The organism is Mesobacillus thioparans (assembly GCF_965138835.1).
GTDB lineage: Bacteria > Bacillota > Bacilli > Bacillales > Cytobacillaceae > Mesobacillus > Mesobacillus thioparans.
Window position 1 is genome coordinate 175,347 of record NZ_CBCSFH010000009.1, and the last position, 17,989, is coordinate 193,335.

Below are 17,989 nucleotides of genomic sequence, written 5' to 3' on the forward strand. Positions count from 1 at the left end.
CTCCTTTATAACATGTTCTCTTTAATAGAATACCGCAAATCACTGCTGAGCCAAAATGTTTTACTTGATTTTGACTCAATCCTTTTGTATGATACAGAAGGTAAATCGTAACGATTACGAATTAATATTTTTTACAGCTGACTAGAAAACTAAAATGAATTTTACCAGTACACTTTATAAATCGTAATGAGTACGTTTTGAATTCGGGAGGCCTATATGAAAAAATCCGCTTTTATATTATCTTTATTACTAATCATCTCATCTTTCCTCAGCGGCTGCGGGCAAGAGGAGACATCTAATAAGGAAAAGGATAAAAACCTTTTGCAAGTCTACACAACTGTTTATCCGCTTCAGTTTTTCACCCAGCAAATCGGCGGTGAATTTGTCGATGTAAAAACGATCTATCCGCCTGGAGCAGATGAGCATACATTTGAACCTTCACAAAAAGATATGATGGCGCTCGCTGACGCAGACTTGTTTTTCTATATCGGCCTTGGCCTTGAAGGATTCGTCGATAAAGCCGGCAAAACATTGAAGAATGAGGATGTAAAAATGGTCCCAGTCGGAGATTCGCTGCATATTGGCGAAGGAGGAACTGGAGAGCAGGAAGACCATGGCGAAGATGAGCAAGCAAGTGACGAAGACCACGCACACGGTGATATCGACCCGCACGTATGGCTAGATCCAATCTATGCAAACGAACTTGCTCTTACAATCAAGGAACAATTAGTTGAGGAAATGCCCGAGCACAAAGATACTTTTGAGAAAAATTATTCTGAGCTTGCTGCCCAATTAAAGGATTTAGACAAGGAATTTACAGAGGTAATCAGGGCTGCCAATCGCAAGGAAATCATCGTAGCCCACTCAGCCTACAGCTATTGGGAAAAACGATACGGCCTTGAGCAAACCAGCATTTCTGGCCTGTCGACGACAAATGAGCCATCCCAGAAGGAACTTCAAAAACTCATCTCCCATGCTAGGGATGAAAAAATAAAATATGTCTTGAACGAACAAAACTTTCACTCAAAGCTTGCAAAGATGGTCCAGGAAGAAATCGGTGCTAAACCACTTACACTCCACAACCTCTCTGTGTTGACAGATGAAGACATAAAAAACAAAGAAACATACTTCACGCTGATGGAGAAGAACCTTTCGACTCTAGAAAAAGCACTTAATGAATGATTGTAAATGCCTCCCAATTCGGGAGGTTTTTTTATTGGATTCACCCTACATATTTTCCCATAAAGTGAAAACAATAGAAGGAGGCATATAACGGAAAGGAAGTTAAATGATGGATAATATACTGATTGCCCGTTCCCTGTTCGGGACAACCATGGGGTTCCATATTATCAATGCGACAATCGGCGTTGGACTGCCGCTGATGATACTCGCTGCGGAATTGCTCTATCAAAAAACAAATGACAAGGATTATGCGGTCATGGCGAAAAGATGGACGAAAGCCTTCGCGGTCACTCTTGGGGTCGGCATCCCGACCGGCACGATTGCAGGGGTCCAGCTATCCCTCCTATGGCCCGGGTTCATGGAAGTCATCGGCCGAGTCATGGCCCTGCCGTTCCAGATTGAAATTTATGCATTCTTCGTCGAAGCTTTGTTCATGTCGATTTATGTGTACGCCGCTGACAGGATTGCACCATGGATGAGGATTGCCAGCCTGACACTAGTGGCTCTAGGCGCACTTGCTTCCGCTGTCCTGATCACAAATGTCCATGCATTCCAGGGGACCCCTGCAGGTTTCAGGGTCGAAAATGGCGAGCTCGTTGACATCGACCCATGGGCAGCCTTCTTTAATCCAAGCTTCGGGGTGACAGCGGTGCATGTTGTATTCACCGCCTATATGACTGGAGCTTTTATCATCGCCACAGTGGCAGCTTACAAAATGCTAAAAAGTGATTTGGGTTCGCGTCTCTATAAATTCCACCAAAAAGCATTGATGGCCAGCCTGATCATTGGCGGTATTTTCTCGATCCTGACTGCGGCCAACGGGCATTCAGCAGCTCAATACCTGCATGAATACCAGCCGGAGAAACTGGCAGGTGCCGAAGGCTTGTTTGAAACTCAAAAATACGCGCCTCTAGCAATTGGCGGATTTACGGACAGGGAAACTGAATCCGTCAAATGGGGAATCGAAATCCCATGGGCACTCAGTTTCCTGGCAGGCAATTCATTTGAAACTGAAGTAAAAGGACTCAATGATTTTCCGGAGGAGCATTGGCCGCCGCTGTTTATCCATACGCTGTTCAATGCAATGGTTGGAGTCGGCATGCTGCTTATCATGCTTTCATTGATTGCCTTTGTATGGAACAAACTATTGAAGAAAGATAAATTCCCGAAATTCCTGATGTGGCTGTTCGTGGCTTCCGGCCCACTTGCTATGCTCGGCATTGAGTTCGGCTGGATTTTCGCCTGTACGGGAAGGCAGCCATGGGTAATTTACCGTGTGCTAACTACTGCCGATGCCGCGACCACCGCAACAAATCTTGGAATATTATTTATCCTTTTTGCTGCAGTGTACGTTTTGCTTGGTGTCATGGAAATCATCGTTCTCCGATATTATTTCAGGAAAAACACCGTTTTAGACGACCTAAACCGGGCACAGCAAAAAGAGGTTCCATTGTTCGATTCAAATACGTGAAAAGGGTGATCCGCTGTGACTGATGCGCTAACTGCAATAACCGTCCTGTGGGGCTTCGTTTTTATCTATGCTGTCATGGCCACGATGGATTTTGGCGCTGGCTTCTGGTCGATGGTGTACATAAATAGAACGAAAACAAAGGCAACGAATATCGCCAACCGCTACCTCTCGCCAACCTGGGAGGTGACGAACACCTTCATCGTCGCCCTGGTCGTCGCCGTATACAGCATGTTTCCGAAAGCTGCTTACACATTGGGCACCGTCCTGCTGATTCCCGGCAGCATGATTTTGCTTTTGTTATCGGTACGAAGTGCTTTCCTCGTTTTTTCGAATATAGCCGAAGATTATCGCAAGGTGCTTACTTATATTTCAGGAATCTGTGGTATCCTGATTCCCGGCCTGCTGATCAGCGTCCTCCCAATCACTCATGGCGGTTTTGTTGAGTTCTCGGATGGCTCCCAAAACCTGAACCTTGTAAAATTGTTCACCAGTCCAAATGAATATGCCTTTATAGGCTTTGCCGTCAGCAGTACGCTATTTCTGTCATCCCTGCTGCTTGCCGATTACTCAAAAGCATCAGAAGAGTTTCAGGCTTACAATGTCTATAGACGTGATGCCTTGATTCTTGGGCCGATTTCGCTGGTCATGGCTTTTGCAATCATGCTGACATTGAGAAATGAGGCAGCATGGATTTATGATAAAATGATGGACGATCTGCCGATTCTGATCCTGTCGGTTGTCCTTTTTTTGATCGGCGGCCTGGCGCTTATCCTTCCTTCTCTTGGAAAAAAATCGCTTCGAGGAATGCCAAGGCTCGCTGTCATCATGATTACGCTGCAATACCTGGCAGCAAGCTATGTATACGGAAAAGCCCATCTGCCTTATATCGTCTATCCCGAAGTAACAATCCAGTCGGCATTCACCGACCCGAATTCATTCCGGGCTGTATTCACCACCTATATTGTCGGTTTCCTGATTCTGTTTCCGGGATTCATCTATTTTTGGAGCCTATTCATGCAGGATAAAAGATATCTGCGACAAAAAAAGACCAGGGAACAAACTTGATTTCTTTTGCCTAATATTAGCTTGAATGAGTTATACCCTCAAGCCGCAAGCTAAAGGTGTATCAATCAAAAAAAGGAGTGGTACACCAATGGCTAAAGACGTATTGTGCGAAGTCAACAACTGTCAATATTGGGAGCATGGCAACCTTTGCAATGCCGACAAAATCTATGTAGTCAGCCATTCCGGCGAGACAGCCGACAATAGCAAGGAAACCGACTGCAAGACATTTGAAGCTTTAAGTTAATTTTTTTGGACCGGGTCAAACCGGTCCTGTTTTTGTATCACTTTCAAGAGGAATAAGGTCAATAAAAAGAAACCGATCCCTTCCGGTAAAATAATCTGGAGAGACTTTTTCATCCCCTTTTTCAAACCTTATAGGAAACCCAAAGTTTGGACCATCAAACACAAAAGAGTGGAATTCTCCCTTTTCTCCGCAAATATCATGGATTTTTGGATAATCATTGATTAATTCCCTGTCATAGATTCTTCCGACAAAGCTTCTGTCCAATGCATCCATATCAATGCAGGTCAGCACAGTCTTAAAGCTAAGCTGAATAAACTCATTGCTGATTTCACCAACAGAGCGATTCCACAGAGGAAATATAGGAGTCAACCCGGTTCCTTCCAGTAGTTTTTCCCTATATTCTCTAATATCCTTCAAGTGAATATCACCAAAAACAATATGTGTGACTCCTGCGTCCTTCATATGCGAGAATTCTTTTTTCATAATTTCTTGATACTTTTCATCCGAGCATTCCTGAGGAATCCAGACCTCCCTTAATTGAATTCCTAAAGACTCCGCCTGCTGTTTCAGCAGCTCATGGCGGACTCCATGGATGGAAACACCCCCCAACCCTTCAGTTAGTGTCACGACTAAAGAATCAATCTCATAATCCGGATTATTTTGTATTTTATATAATGCCAGCGTGGAATCCTTACCTCCGCTGAAACCAATAGCTATTTTCATTTTGACAGCCTCCTTTACTCCTTAAAAAAGCACTCTTCTAGGAAGAGTGCTTTACTGTTAATTATGCTTCAAGACTTGCCATTGGTCCAAAGAATTCGAAGTGAATTCTGTCTTCTGCTACGCCAAGGTCTTTTAAAGCAGAGTTGACTGCTTTCATGAATGGTACCGGGCCGCAGAAATAGAAGTCTGATTGTTCAAGGTTCACATTTTCCTTTAGCCATTCTTTTGTAATATAGCCTTCAACATCAAAGCTGTTGTTCTGGCGGTCTTCTTCTGTTGGCTGGTCGTAGAATACCACTGAGTTCACTTTTGCTTTGGCTGCGGTTGCTGCGACTTCATCTTTAAGGGCATGGACTTTTCCGTTCTGGGCTGCATGGATGAAAGTAACTTCTTTTTCAGGCTGCAGTTCTGCAACGGTGTTCAGCATGCTGACCATCGGAGTCAATCCAACGCCTCCGCTTAGCAGGACGACTGGAGTGTCTTTTTGTGTATCAAGGAAGAAGTCGCCTGCTGGTGCACTGATTTGCAGGACTTCGCCTTCTTCTACGCTGTTGTGCAGGTAGTTGGATACTTTGCCATCCGGAGATTCCATGCCAGCTTCCTTTTTAACGCTGATACGGTAATAATCTTTCCCAGGAGCATCTGACAGGCTGTACTGGCGGATATGTGTGAATTCTTCGCCTTCGATCTCAAGCTTGATGCTGATATACTGTCCTGGCTTGAATGAAGCGATTGCCTTCCCATCGACCGGCTTCAAGTAGAAAGAAGTGATGACTTCACTTTCCTCAACCCTTTTCGCAACAATAAATGGACGGAAGTCCTTCCAGCCGCCTCTCTGGCTAGCAGCTTCATCATACATTTCCGCTTCGACAGAGATGAACGCATCCGCGATCACACCATACGCATCGGCCCACGCATTGATGATTTCATCTGTAGCCGCATCTCCTAGAACTTCCTTGATCGCAATCAACAGGTGCTTACCGACGATTGGATAATGCTCAGGCAGGATACCAAGGCTGCGGTGCTTATGTGCAATCTGGTTTACAACCGGAAGGATCGCTTCAAGATTGTCGATATATTTTGCAGCAGCATAGACTGTTCCAGCAAGCGCCCTTTGCTGTCTGCCCTGCTTCTGGTTCGCATGGTTAAAAATGTTCAATAACTCAGGATGGTTTTCGAACATTGTTTTATAGAAAACTGTCGTGATTTGTTCACCGTGCACTTCTAGTACTGGTACAGTAGATTTGATGGTTTCAATCGTCTTTTGATCTAGCATTTCATACACTCCCCTATGTTTGTAACTTTTCGTTGAGGTGTTTTCCTCATTCCCATAGTGATTATAATAAATTATATCGGCAGACTAAGTGATGCAAATCACACTATCGTAAAATAGTTCTTTCGAATCGGATTTTTCATTGGGATTTGCTCCATTCCAAACGGATTTCATAATAAAAATAAAAATTAGGGAAAAGACTGATTTAAGCCATCAACCTGTACGAAAAAAGACCTGACAAAAATTTTTATAGCGAGTTTTTTGTTTTTATAGCGACTTTTTCTTTTTTATAGCGACTTTTCAATTTTTATAGCGACTTTTTCTCTTTTATAGCGACTTTTCAATTTTTATAGCGAACTGGAAAAAGACACTGATTTTTTCCAGTTTTGTGAGAACAAAAATAGAGCACTGTCTAAGCAGTGCTCTCTCCACATTTTTAAAACTCAAACCGTTCTTCAAAAATAGTAACTTCCTTCATTCGTTTCCTGTTCAGTTCAAAACCGATGCCAGGGTTATCTGGTATCTGGATCATCCCGTTATCAACCTTGATTTCTGGCTGTATGATATCTTCTTTCCAATAGCGGTCCGAACCAGAGATATCACCTGGTATCGTGAATCCAGCCAATGAAGCGAGCGCAATATTATGTGCTCTTGAAATGCCGAATTCGATCATGCCGCCGGCCCAGACAGGAATCCCTTTTGAGTGGCAGTAATCATGAATTCTTTTTGCTTCACCAATGCCGCCGACACGGCCGATTTTTATATTAATGACGCCGCAGCTGCTAAGCTCCACTGCTTTCCTGGCGTCATCGAAAGTGACGATGCTTTCATCCAGGCAGATTGGTGTTTTTATCTGGTTCTGAAGTTTGGCATGATCAACAATGTCATCAAACCCCAGCGGCTGTTCGATCATCAGCAGGCCAAAATCATCAAGTGCTTTTAATCGGTCCGCATCCCTGAGAGAGTATGCCGAGTTTGCATCGGCCATCAGTGGCAGATCAGGAAACCGCTGACGAATTCTCGAAATTAACTGGTAGTCAGTTTCGGGGCTTATTTTAATTTTCACGCGCTTGAAGCCTTGCTCCAGATAGCTTTCGATTTGTTTCAGGACTTCAGACAAATTTGGGTTCCCGACAACCACACCTGCAGGGATCTCTGACATCGTTCCGCCAATAAGACTCGATAGCGGAATTTCCTCTTTCTTCGCCTGCAAATCCCACAGTGCTGTTTCAAGGGCCGCCTTTGCCATATGGTTCCTGCGCACGGAACTGAATAATCCGAAAGCTTCATCAGGATGGCTGACCCCCTTTTTTTTCAAAAGAGGAATCAAAAAGTCTTTAAGCACATGGTAGGAGGTTTGCACCGTTTCCTCCGTATACCATGGAGAAGAAAATGCTACTCCTTCACCATAGCCGTTGATGCCCTTACGATCTTTCACTTCTACAATGATCGCTTCCCTGTCGGTGACCGAACCTAAATGGGTCATGAAAGGCTGCTTCAACGGCATTTTAATGATCGATAAATGCACGGACTTAATTTCCATTTTCATCACGCTCCGCATCCAGCCACTCGCGCAGTTTGCGTCTTAATAATTTCTTTGCAGCATTACGCGGCAGGCTGTCAACAAAGTAGAATTTTTTCGGAAGCTTGTATTTTGCAAGTTTCTGTTCACAGAGCTTGAGCAACTCTTCTTCGGACACGCCAAATGCATTTTTCACAGTGAAAGCAACAGGCACCTGTCCCCATTGCTCATCAGGCATTCCAATCACTCCTGCATCAGCCACGCCTGGATGCGAAAGCAGGACGCCTTCAATTTCAGCAGGATAGACATTTTCTCCGCCGGAAATAATCAAATCGGAACGGCGGTCAAGCACATATAGGAATCCATCGCCGTCCACATAGCCAATATCTCCGGTATAAAGCCATCTCTCGCGGATTTTATCTGCTGTTTCATCAGCACGGTTCAAGTACCCGACTGTCACATTCGGGCCTTTTACAATAATTTCTCCCTCTGCTCCCGGCGGAACATCCTGGCTATCTTCGTCAACTATCCGAATCTGGTTGGAGAATAATGCTTTACCGGCAGAACCAAGTCGCTCAATGCTGTATTCCGGTGACAATGTCGCAAACTGTGAAGAAGTCTCAGTCATCCCATACGTTTGGAATACCGGGATATCTTTTTCCAAACAGGATTGAAGTAAAGGCAAAGGAGCAGGCCCTCCGCCCAACAGCATGCAGCGGAATGATTCCGGCAGTCTGTCAGATCCTAATTCGTCTATGATCCGCCTTAGCATCGTGCTGACGACCGACATAATGGTGATCTCGTATCGACGGATATCATCGCTTACCTTTTTCTCTTCAAAAGAAGAATGTAAAATAATCGGCATTCCATAAATTTGACTTCTCATTAAAATAGAGTAGCCGCTGATATGGAAAATCGGCACAGTGCAAAGCCATTTATCCTGAACATGCAAACCAAGATTGAGTGCTGATGCATTCGCGCTCCACCAGTGGTTCCCATATGTTTGCATTACCCCTTTTGGATTACCGGTCGTGCCTGATGTATACATGATCGTAGTGACTTCATCCATATCGTATTCTTCAAGAATACGTGGATGTATTCCCTCGAGTTCTTTCAATTCATGGATGCTAACATTCTTTGTATCAGAATGAATTGCTGCCACTTTATCATTGAAGCGAGTTTCATATAGAAGTACGTCTGCTTGACTGTCATCCAGCTGCCATGAAAGCTCTTCAGAGGTCAGGCGATTGTTCAAAATGACCGCCCTGATTCCAGCCATTTGCAAAGCATATAAAATAAATGCTGACTCAGCCTGATTGGAAAACAGCACGGCAACCGCTACACCCTTTTGCAGACCCAGGACACCCAGTTTTCCAGCATACGTTTGTGCTTTTTCAAAAACTTGCTTAAATGTAAAGGTGTGTCCTTCAAAAATCAGCGCTTCCCGGTCTGGAGAGAGATCGGCCCGCTTTTTCAGCCAATTCGGCATCGTTTCTGTCATTGATGTCACCCTTTCTCTACATACTAAAACAGCTTGATGGAGGTCCATCAAGCTGCGTCAAATTATAAAATCAAGGGAATCTAGGGAACTGGCCGAAGTCTGGCTTGCGCTTTTCCTTGAATGCGTCGCGGCCTTCTTTCGCTTCTTCTGTTGTGTAGTAAAGCAGTGTTGCATCTCCTGCCATCTGCTGAAGTCCAGCGAGTCCATCAGTATCAGCGTTCATTGCTGCTTTCAGGAAGCGAAGCGCAGTTGGGCTCTTCTCAAGCATTTCTTCACACCACTTGAGTGTTTCTTCTTCAACCTGGTCAAGAGGTACAACTGTGTTGACAAGACCCATGTCCAAAGCTTCCTGGGCATTGTACTGGCGGCACAGGTACCAGATTTCACGTGCCTTTTTGTGGCCGACGATTCTTGCGAGGTAGCCTGAACCGTAACCGGCATCAAAGCTTCCTACTTTAGGGCCTGTCTGGCCGAAAATAGCGTTATCAGCCGCGATTGTCAAGTCACATACGACATGAAGCACATGGCCTCCGCCGATTGCGTAACCTTTTACCTGAGCGACAACTGGTTTAGGAATTACACGAATCAAACGCTGAAGGTCGAGGACGTTCAAACGCGGGATCTCGTCTTCACCAACGTACCCACCATGTCCGCGCACTTTCTGGTCACCACCAGAACAGAATGCATCATCTCCAGCTCCAGTAAGGACGATTACGCCAACACTAGAATCATCACGAGCATAAGAAAATGCATCAATCATTTCCATAACCGTCTTAGGACGGAAAGCGTTGCGTACTTCCGGGCGGTTAATGGTGATTCTCGCAATGCCATTATATGTTTCATACAGAATATCTTCGTAATTGCGTTCTGAAACCCATTCAACTGTCATTAAGAAAACCTCCTATTATGTATTCGACAAAAACTCACTTACTATTGTACCAAATTTTTCTCGATCTTCCACATGAATTGCATGCCCGCATCCATTTATCGTCAAATTTGTCGGATTTGGGAGCTTCATGGCCATAGCGTCGGCAATTCTGCAAAACTTTTCATCAAGCTTTCCTGTAACCAGTAAGGTTTCAAAATCAAATTCTTCAAGTTGATCCCACCATGAAGGCTGGGCGCCGGTACCCATTCCCCGAAGGCTATTCGCCAGGCCGACAGGATTATTTCTGAGTCTTTGACTTCTTATTTGTTCCCTTACTTCTTCCGGGAGATTCAACTGCGAACGAAAAAGCGGGATCGATTCCCAAAAATCGATAAATTTCTCCACGCCTTCACTCTCAATCCTGGCTGCCAGCTTCAAGTCCTGCTGAATTCGCGCCTCACGCTCTTCAGGAGTTTTCAGTCCTGGTGTCGTGCTCTCAAGTACCAGCTTCCTTACTCTTTCAGGATAGAGACTCGCAAATGTGATGGCTGTGCGGCCGCCCATCGAGTACCCAAGCAAATCTGCTTTTTCAATTCCAAGCTGGTCTAAAAGAACTTTGAGGTCATTTGCTGCTTTCTTGATATCATATCGCTCCATATCGCCAGGCGATTCAGTCATGCCGTGTCCAATAAGGTCAACCATCACTAGGCTTGAGTGCTCTCCCCACATAGGACAAAACGGCTTCCATGTAGAAGCCGCTCCGGTAAACCCATGGAGCAATACGAGAGGATAACCGCTTCCGTATTGCTCGACATGATATTGGATTTCATTAATTATGGTCTTCATGATTCTTCACCATTTAGCAGCGCCGTTATTTCCCGGGAAACAGATTTCCACAAATTTCGATGTTCCATCATGTTCGAATCCCTAGCCGTACGGATTTCCATTACTTTCAGGCCTTTAACACGCTGGTTTTCGACAAAAGTCTCGAAAAAATGCTCCCAGTCCTTAATCAGGTCATATTTCCCTTTGTACATCGCGACAACATGACTGAAATCAAGATCGAGCGGAGTGCCGAACAGCATCTCAAAATGCTTTGGCTCATTTGCCTGAGGCAGGAATGAGAATATTCCTCCCCCATTATTATTGATCAGCAAGATATTAATATCGATATCATATAACTTTGAAGCCAACAACCCATTCAGGTCATGATATAAAGTCAAATCACCCAGCACAAGATAACAGGGCTGCGATACACTCGCTACACCAAGTGCAGTAGAGACAATCCCGTCTATGCCATTCGCTCCCCTATTGGCCATGACCTTAATGTTCTTTTCGTTAAGCAGGAAAAATGAATCGAGGTCGCGGATCGGCATGCTGTTGCCGACGAATAGAGTCGCTCCTTCAGGAAGCATCTCTGCAAGCAGATGGAACAGCTTGCCTTCACTCAATTCTTCTACCCCGGAAATGTCCATTAGCTGCTGTTTGGCTGTATCGTTCAATGCAAGCCACTTATCCAAGTAGGAAGACTCTTTAACATGACCAACGGCACTGCTGATCTTCTCGCAAAAAAGCGCTTCATCACAATAATACATATCGCTTGCAGACATTGTCGGCTCGCGCCAGCCGGCACCGCTGTCGATCACAAACTGGCGGGCGTGGCGGTTCTCTTTTATGAAGATGGTCAGCGCTTTTGAAACAGGCATCGCACCAAAACGGATGATCACATCAGGCTTCAAAGCTTCCTTCGCGTCTTCGTTACGCAAAAACGCATCATATGTATCGACAATATGTCGCCCGTCATGATCTCCGCTTCGCAGCTGTGATAGCGGGTCAGCGATAATCGGGAACTTCAGGCTGTCAGCAAGCGCAATCACTCGTTCAGCAAACTCACTGTTGTCGATTTGCCCGCAGACGATGATGCCGTTTTTATAGGTTGCAAGGTCCTCCGCAATTCTCTTAAACATTTCGTCTGATAAACTGATATGTCCGGTCTGGATATCGATATATCCACCAGCCCGCTCAGGTAGTTCGAACAAATTTCCATCCAGCTTCGGAATCAACGGTTCCCTGAACGGGAAGTTCAAATGGACAGGTCCCTGCGGATAGCTTGATGCTGTTGCAGCCGCTCTGCCACAAACAGTACGTGCATAGCGAATCATGTCCTCCGTTCTTTCCGGAGGAGCCATCTCAACAAACCATTTAACGTTTTTTCCATACAGATGGAGTTGGTCGATTGCCTGCGGTGCACCGACATCACGCAGTTCATGCGGACGATCCGCTGTCAGGACAAGCAATGGGACCCTTGAGATACTCGCTTCAATGACTGCAGGATAATAGTTAGCCGCTGCCGTTCCAGATGTACATAGGAGTGCGACCGGTTTTCTGGTTGCCTTGGCAATCCCGAGAGCGAAAAATGACGCAGATCGCTCATCGACAAGAATATGGGTTCTCAGGTCAGGGTGCTCTGCCATCACCAGTGCCATTGGCGTTGATCTAGAACCAGGGCTGATGACGACATCCTTCACCCCTGTTTTGGATAACTCTGCAACAAATGCAGCGATATACGCTGTTAAATCTTCCTGGTGGCTCATTTTATCTTTCCTCCAAGTGCTGTAAGCATCGGTCGGAACTTGATGCTAGTCTCTTTATATTCGCTTTCGGCATTAGAATCTGCCACGACACCGCATCCGGCAAATAAGGAAGCCTCATTCCCCTGGATCAGTCCTGAACGGATCGCTACGGCGAATTCACCGTTTCCCTGATAATCCATCCAGCCAACAGGTGCGGCATAGAGCCCTCTGTCCAGCTGTTCGATTTCCCTGATTTTCTCGATGGCTGCCTGTTTCGGCAATCCTCCGAGAGCTGGAGTCGGGTGGAGTCTGTCCACAAGATGAAGAATCGATGTCCCTTCCCGGTTTTTACCGATGACTGGGGTGTACAGATGCTGGATATATTTCATCTTCATTAACGCAGGCTGTTCAGGAAGGATGACCTCATCACAGGTTTCTTCCATCGCCTCTTTGATCATATCAACTACATATTGGTGTTCTATCAAATTTTTCTGATCTGTTAAAAGTTCAGTGCCCAGCTTTTCATCTTCTTCAGGAGTGCTTCCCCTTGCGATCGAACCTGCCAGGCATGCTGAAAACAGGCTGTCGCCATCCTTCTTGACCAGCCTCTCTGGTGAAGCTCCGATAAAGCAATCCCCATTGGATTCAAAGGCGAAGATGAAGCTCGCTTTCTGGTGATCCAGAAGATTCGCGAGTACTCTTTCTGCCTGGACCTCATCTTCGAAACGGAGGCGCAGCTCCCTTGCGAGGACAACCTTTTTCAGTTCACTATTCTCGAAACCTTTTACGGCATCTGTTACAGTCTGCTTCCATGCTTCCGGCTCGATTTCAACAATTTCCTTGAGATCAAGCTGAGCAAGTGCCGGTTTCACTACTGCCCTCGAGAGCAATTCCTGCCGCTCCCTGGACACTTTTTCGAATAAGGTAAGATCATCATGCTGGGTGCAGATGACGTTTGTTGTAAAATAAGCCTCGCCCTTGATCATGGTCAGCATGTATTTCGGAATATGGAACAATGCTTCTGAAAACTTGGACCATAAAGCAGTTCCTTTTTTCAGCGGATCGAACGAAAATCCGCCAAATATGGCTGGCCCTGTACCATTGAGATTATATTTATTGAATACCAGCGCGGATTCCATGAAGCGCTTCCACTCTTTTTCAACATGAAAAAAGCGGTCAGCTGCCTGATCCGACTGTATTTGACCGCAAATTCCCAATCCTGCAAGAATTTGTTCTCCCTCAGGATCCTTCCAGAAAAAACGTTCGCCTAAGTACTTTTCCCGGCCTGAGGCAAAAAAATGAAAAGGATCGATACGATCTATTTTATGGACTTCGCTTACCAAAATCGACTGAGATAGTCCTTTGGCCCGCTCAATCCCATCAAGAATTCCCTGTCTAAGTTCCGTTTCCTGAATGGCAACCAAAATTATCCCCCCAATAACAGCCTCTCATCTGTTATCATACGTTTAAAAGCTTATTTTAAGATACACCTCATACATCACGATGTCAATCATGGCGGGCTTTCCAAAGCGATTATCATCCTTATTATATATTTCACGCGAAAAGCTTGCATAATCTGGAAAAACCATCCTGTATAGACGTGAAAATACTAATTGACAGTGGTTATGTGAATATCTACACTAATAATTGTAAGGTAATTTAGCCTATATATTAAAGCTCTTTTTGACAATTTTCGTTCTTTTAGATAAAATATTAAGGTTTGATAGATTGATATTAAGGGAGAGAATTAGATATGCAATCACAGCTACAGCCTAGTTCTTCACCAGCAGTTGATAAAGCAAGCTGGAAAGTATGGTGGCACTTAACCCGTCCGCACACATTGACTGCAGCATTTGCCCCTGTCCTTCTCGGTACTGCTTTAGCTATAGAAAACAGCGGCGGCATCCATTGGGGAATGTTCATAGCCATGCTGGTCGCAAGTCTGTTAATCCAGGCGGCAACAAATATGTTCAATGAATATTATGATTTTAAACGTGGACTGGACAATGAGAATTCCGTTGGGATCGGCGGCGCGATTGTCCGTCATGGCATCAAGCCAAAAACGGTCCTGAACCTTGCCTTCAGCCTTTATGGAATATCCGTTTTACTCGGTGTATATATCTGTATGAGCACGAGCTGGTGGGTCGCAGCTGTCGGGGTTGTTTCCCTGGCTGCCGGTTACCTTTACACAGGCGGTCCGCTGCCAATAGCCTATACTCCTTTCGGTGAGCTTGTCGCTGGCTTTTTCATGGGTGTCCTGATCATTTTGATTTCGTTTTATATCCAGACCGGCACAGTCACACCGACAAGTGTTCTCGTGTCATTCCCAAGCTTTTTGCTGGTAGGCGCGATCCTGCTTGCCAATAATATCCGAGACCTTGATGGCGACAAAGATTTTGGCCGGAAAACACTCGCCATCCTGCTTGGAAGGAAAGGTGCCATCCGCCTGCTTGCTGGCATGTTCATTGTTTCATATATATGGGTGATCGGCCTCATCATTACAGGCGTCGTATCCCCATGGCTGGCGATTGTCGCACTGAGCATTCCAAAAGCGGTCAAAGCAACAAAAGGTTTTATTGGAAAGTCCAATCCTATACAAATGATGCCGGCAATGGCTGCAACGGCAAAGACCAACACGATCTTTGGCCTGCTTTTATCCGTCGGTATTTTCATCAGCTTGATTTAATGTTAAACGAGAAGCTTCTGCCTTAGGCGGAAGCTTTTTCTATGTTTCCTGAAATTGTGAGCGGGTATTTAATACATATGACACGAAACAAAAGGATGTGTAATTATGCTGACAACGGACCAGCTCAATAACTTGAAACAAACTCTTATGGATGAAAAAGAAACTCTGCAATCACAAATAGATCAAAATGAAGAGGAAGGTTACCTGGAAGGCAGCCAGCGGGAGGCAACCGGAGAACTTTCTTCCTACGATAACCATCCCGCCGACAGTGGCACAGAACTGTTCGAGCGCAGCAAGGACCTCGCGATGGACGAGCATCATGAGGACCAGATGGACAAAGTCGAAAACGCCCTGAAGGCGATTGAGGATGGCACATACGGAAAATGCGCTGAGTGTGGGAAAGAGATCCCATATGAGCGACTCGAAGCAGTCCCGTACACCCTATACTGCGTCGAGCACTCGCAGGAACAAGGCGTATCAAATGACCGTTCAGCCGAGGAAGATGTATTGGAATACACCCACGAAGCAGATTTCGGCCGCAGACAGAACGAAGAGATGGCCGACAACAGGAACAGCTTCGATGATGTGGCTGAGTTCGGGACTTCTGAAACACCTTCCGACTTTACCGGAGACCACGAGGATTACAATAAGCTTTATATTGATAATGAAACTGAGCGCGGGTTCACTGAAGACTATGAATCCTTCAGCGCCACAGATATTGAAGGTGATGACCGTCAAGTATTCCAAAGCGCCAGCGAAGAGGAATATGAGGAAAGGCTCGACGAAACCGGCATGGAATCAGAGCTTGGCGACATCCCTTATAAAGAGGGAGACAGTTATGTAGAGGATCAGAAAAAGAAAGAAGAATAAGGAAACAGCCTCCGTTCATGGTTGAACGGAGGCTGTTTTTTCGGCTCTTTTCAAAAGGATGTTGCATGCAATGCTGATTAGAAAATCTCTCCTCATTCAGAGATTATCCCTCCTCTGCCTTGATTGCATCTGCTTTTGTCTCGTGGACAGTGTCAAACGGATGCTCAGGCGGGGCGTAAATCACATATACTTTCAGCTTCGTATTTCCTATATTTATCACATTATGCCATTTCCCTTCTGGAATCAGGATGGCATAGTCATCAACCACCCTCGCTTCGAAATCGAGATTATCCTTACTGTCGCCCATTTGCACCAGTGCTTCTCCTTCTTCAACGCGGATGAACTGGTCCCCTGTTTCATGGATTTCAAGGCCAATATCGTCTCCAACATCGATGCTCATGACCGTCACCTGCAAATTCTTCCCGGTCCAAATGGCTGTCCGAAATGTTACATTCTGCAGAGTCGCATCTTCAATATCAAGGGTAAACGGTTCTTTACCATAGTCCTGCAATCGGCTGCCAGCCTCTTCCATCAGACAGCTAAACCGCGTCACATGTTCTAATTCATCAGCAAACGCTCGGAAAAAGACATGGCCAACCGGAAGATTCTGAGTCAGTAAATAGCTGTTACGATATTCATGGTAATCTTTGTTCTCCAGTTCAAAAGCTTTTTGCAGACCATCCCGATAGGACTCGAATTCGATCTGTTCATACTGAGTTTGTGGCTGTTGGCCAGTGAGTGTGATGTATAAGTCTGTAAATTGATTATAGTGAATTTGTTTATCCTCTAATGCCTGCCTGATCGCTTTCCTGTGCCTCTGGTTCGGCGCTGCTTCCGCCAGGCGGCCAAAAAAATCAATGGCTGAAGCTTCTCCTTTTATACCAGCAAGCAGCGCTTCAAGGACCTGCTGATGACTAGTTTGATTGTTTCTAAACATATTACTTGGGTTATACGTGCCTGAGTTCACATAATATTGATAGGGATAGGTTGGACTGTACACATTTCTCATTCCCTTCACAGGATTTATCAACCCATTCTATGCCCATTTCTTTTGAATCGTACATTGTTCATTTTATGGACAAGAATATTCATGGGGCAGAATCTCAAACTAAGACTATAATCCATAAGAAACGGAGATAGCCAATGAGTATTATTCTTGCGCTTCTTGCTGCACTATTTGCCTCTTTTACTGCAATCCTCGCAAAGATCGGCATTGAGGATGTCGATTCGAACCTGGCCACCGCTGTCAGGACCGTGGTGGTCGTCATCATGGCTTATTTGATGGTGGTGATTACCGGCCAGACTGAAAATATAATGACAGTGTCAACCAGATCACTGATATTCCTCGTTCTATCAGGATTGACAACTGGCCTTTCCTGGCTGGCTTTTTTCAAAGCAATCCAGATTGGTGATGTCTCCAAGGTTGTGCCGATTGACAAATCAAGTGTGGTACTGACGATCCTGCTTTCTTTTATTATCCTTAGGGAACCTGCCACAATGCCTGTAGTAGTCGGTGGCATCATCATTTCCATTGGTACCTTCGTGCTGATTGGAAAAAAGAAAAAGACGCAGGGCAAGAACGGCTTCAACACAAAATCGTACCTTTTCCTCGCCATCATGTCTGCCATTTTTGCGGCACTGACCAATATTCTCGCAAAAATCGGAATTGAAGATGTCGATTCCAATGTCGCGACCTTCATCCGCACTGTCGTGATCATCATTTTTGCCTGGGGGATTGTATTTTTTCAGGGAACTGTGAAGGAATTGAGGAAAATCACAAGGAAGTCTTACATCTTTTTGATCCTATCCGGTGCAGCCACAGGCTTCTCCTGGCTTTGTTACTTCGCTGCACTCGCAATCGGAAAAGTGAGTATCGTCAATCCAATCGATAAATTCAGTGTCGTCCTGACAATGATCCTGAGCTTCATCATTCTAAAAGAAAAACCGACCCGCTCCACCGTGGCAGGTGCTGTATTGATCACGATTGGCACTGGGCTGTTGATTTTGTAAA

The 17,989-nt window shown here is 45.3% G+C and carries 16 protein-coding genes; 7 read left to right on the forward strand and 9 right to left on the reverse strand.

Annotation, left to right across the window (positions count from 1 at the left end; genetic code table 11):
* The first annotated feature begins 216 nt into the window (after positions 1-216).
* The 4 genes from ACNAZ4_RS15645 (at position 217) to ACNAZ4_RS15660 (ending at position 3,962) form a co-directional block, all read left to right on the forward strand.
* Positions 217-1,182 carry a metal ABC transporter solute-binding protein, Zn/Mn family gene (locus ACNAZ4_RS15645; RefSeq protein WP_415815788.1) on the forward strand — a complete coding sequence of 322 codons (966 nt, stop codon included), beginning with the start codon at positions 217-219 and terminating at the stop codon, positions 1,180-1,182.
* A gap of 109 nt (positions 1,183-1,291) precedes the next feature.
* Positions 1,292-2,653 carry a cytochrome ubiquinol oxidase subunit I gene (locus ACNAZ4_RS15650; RefSeq protein ID WP_415815834.1) on the forward strand — a complete coding sequence of 454 codons (1,362 nt, stop codon included), beginning with the start codon at positions 1,292-1,294 and terminating at the stop codon, positions 2,651-2,653.
* A gap of 15 nt (positions 2,654-2,668) precedes the next feature.
* A complete protein-coding gene (locus ACNAZ4_RS15655; RefSeq protein WP_415815790.1) occupies positions 2,669-3,718 on the forward strand; it encodes a cytochrome d ubiquinol oxidase subunit II in 1,050 nt (349 codons plus the stop codon).
* A gap of 88 nt (positions 3,719-3,806) precedes the next feature.
* Entirely contained in the window at positions 3,807-3,962 is a 156-nt protein-coding gene (locus ACNAZ4_RS15660) for a DUF1540 domain-containing protein (protein ID WP_415815791.1), read from the forward strand.
* 15 nt (positions 3,963-3,977) lie between these two features.
* On the opposite strand, the gene ACNAZ4_RS15665 is transcribed toward ACNAZ4_RS15660, so the two are convergent.
* From ACNAZ4_RS15665 to ACNAZ4_RS15700, 8 genes are all read right to left on the reverse strand, one after another.
* Positions 3,978-4,685, reverse strand: a complete 708-nt coding sequence (locus ACNAZ4_RS15665; protein ID WP_415815792.1) for a Dph6-related ATP pyrophosphatase — start codon at positions 4,683-4,685, stop codon at positions 3,978-3,980.
* A gap of 61 nt (positions 4,686-4,746) precedes the next feature.
* The gene (hmpA, locus tag ACNAZ4_RS15670) at positions 4,747-5,961 is read right to left on the reverse strand and encodes an NO-inducible flavohemoprotein (RefSeq protein WP_415815794.1); all 1,215 of its coding nucleotides are present in this window, start codon (positions 5,959-5,961) and stop codon (positions 4,747-4,749) included.
* Positions 5,962-6,394: 433 nt separating this feature from the next.
* Positions 6,395-7,501, reverse strand: a complete 1,107-nt coding sequence (gene menC, locus ACNAZ4_RS15675) for an o-succinylbenzoate synthase (protein ID WP_415815836.1) — start codon at positions 7,499-7,501, stop codon at positions 6,395-6,397.
* On the reverse strand, positions 7,491-8,981 hold the full coding sequence (locus tag ACNAZ4_RS15680) for an o-succinylbenzoate--CoA ligase (protein ID WP_415815796.1): 1,491 nt from the start codon (positions 8,979-8,981) through the stop codon (positions 7,491-7,493). Before ACNAZ4_RS15680 ends, menC begins: the two co-directional genes overlap by 11 nt.
* 70 nt (positions 8,982-9,051) lie before the next feature.
* Complete coding sequence (gene menB, locus ACNAZ4_RS15685; RefSeq protein ID WP_415815798.1) at positions 9,052-9,870, reverse strand: 1,4-dihydroxy-2-naphthoyl-CoA synthase; 819 nt, start codon at positions 9,868-9,870, stop codon at positions 9,052-9,054.
* Positions 9,871-9,885: 15 nt separating this feature from the next.
* Complete coding sequence (gene menH, locus ACNAZ4_RS15690) at positions 9,886-10,695, reverse strand: 2-succinyl-6-hydroxy-2,4-cyclohexadiene-1-carboxylate synthase (RefSeq protein ID WP_415815800.1); 810 nt, start codon at positions 10,693-10,695, stop codon at positions 9,886-9,888.
* The gene (menD, locus tag ACNAZ4_RS15695) at positions 10,692-12,443 is read right to left on the reverse strand and encodes a 2-succinyl-5-enolpyruvyl-6-hydroxy-3-cyclohexene-1-carboxylic-acid synthase (protein WP_415815802.1); all 1,752 of its coding nucleotides are present in this window, start codon (positions 12,441-12,443) and stop codon (positions 10,692-10,694) included. Before menD ends, menH begins: the two co-directional genes overlap by 4 nt.
* A complete protein-coding gene (locus ACNAZ4_RS15700; protein ID WP_415815804.1) occupies positions 12,440-13,846 on the reverse strand; it encodes an isochorismate synthase in 1,407 nt (468 codons plus the stop codon). Before ACNAZ4_RS15700 ends, menD begins: the two co-directional genes overlap by 4 nt.
* Positions 13,847-14,175: 329 nt before the next feature.
* On the opposite strand from ACNAZ4_RS15700, the gene ACNAZ4_RS15705 reads away from it, so the two are divergent.
* Positions 14,176-15,108, forward strand: a complete 933-nt coding sequence (locus tag ACNAZ4_RS15705) for a 1,4-dihydroxy-2-naphthoate polyprenyltransferase (protein WP_415815806.1) — start codon at positions 14,176-14,178, stop codon at positions 15,106-15,108.
* A gap of 105 nt (positions 15,109-15,213) precedes the next feature.
* Complete coding sequence (locus ACNAZ4_RS15710; protein ID WP_415815808.1) at positions 15,214-15,978, forward strand: TraR/DksA C4-type zinc finger protein; 765 nt, start codon at positions 15,214-15,216, stop codon at positions 15,976-15,978.
* 103 nt (positions 15,979-16,081) lie between these two features.
* Here the strand turns inward: ACNAZ4_RS15710 and ACNAZ4_RS15715 are convergent, their stop codons facing one another.
* A complete protein-coding gene (locus tag ACNAZ4_RS15715) occupies positions 16,082-16,987 on the reverse strand; it encodes a cupin domain-containing protein (protein ID WP_415815838.1) in 906 nt (301 codons plus the stop codon).
* A gap of 134 nt (positions 16,988-17,121) precedes the next feature.
* Between ACNAZ4_RS15715 and ACNAZ4_RS15720 the strand changes: the two genes are divergently transcribed.
* Positions 17,122-17,988 carry an EamA family transporter gene (locus ACNAZ4_RS15720; protein ID WP_415815810.1) on the forward strand — a complete coding sequence of 289 codons (867 nt, stop codon included), beginning with the start codon at positions 17,122-17,124 and terminating at the stop codon, positions 17,986-17,988.
* Position 17,989: the final 1 nt, after the last annotated feature.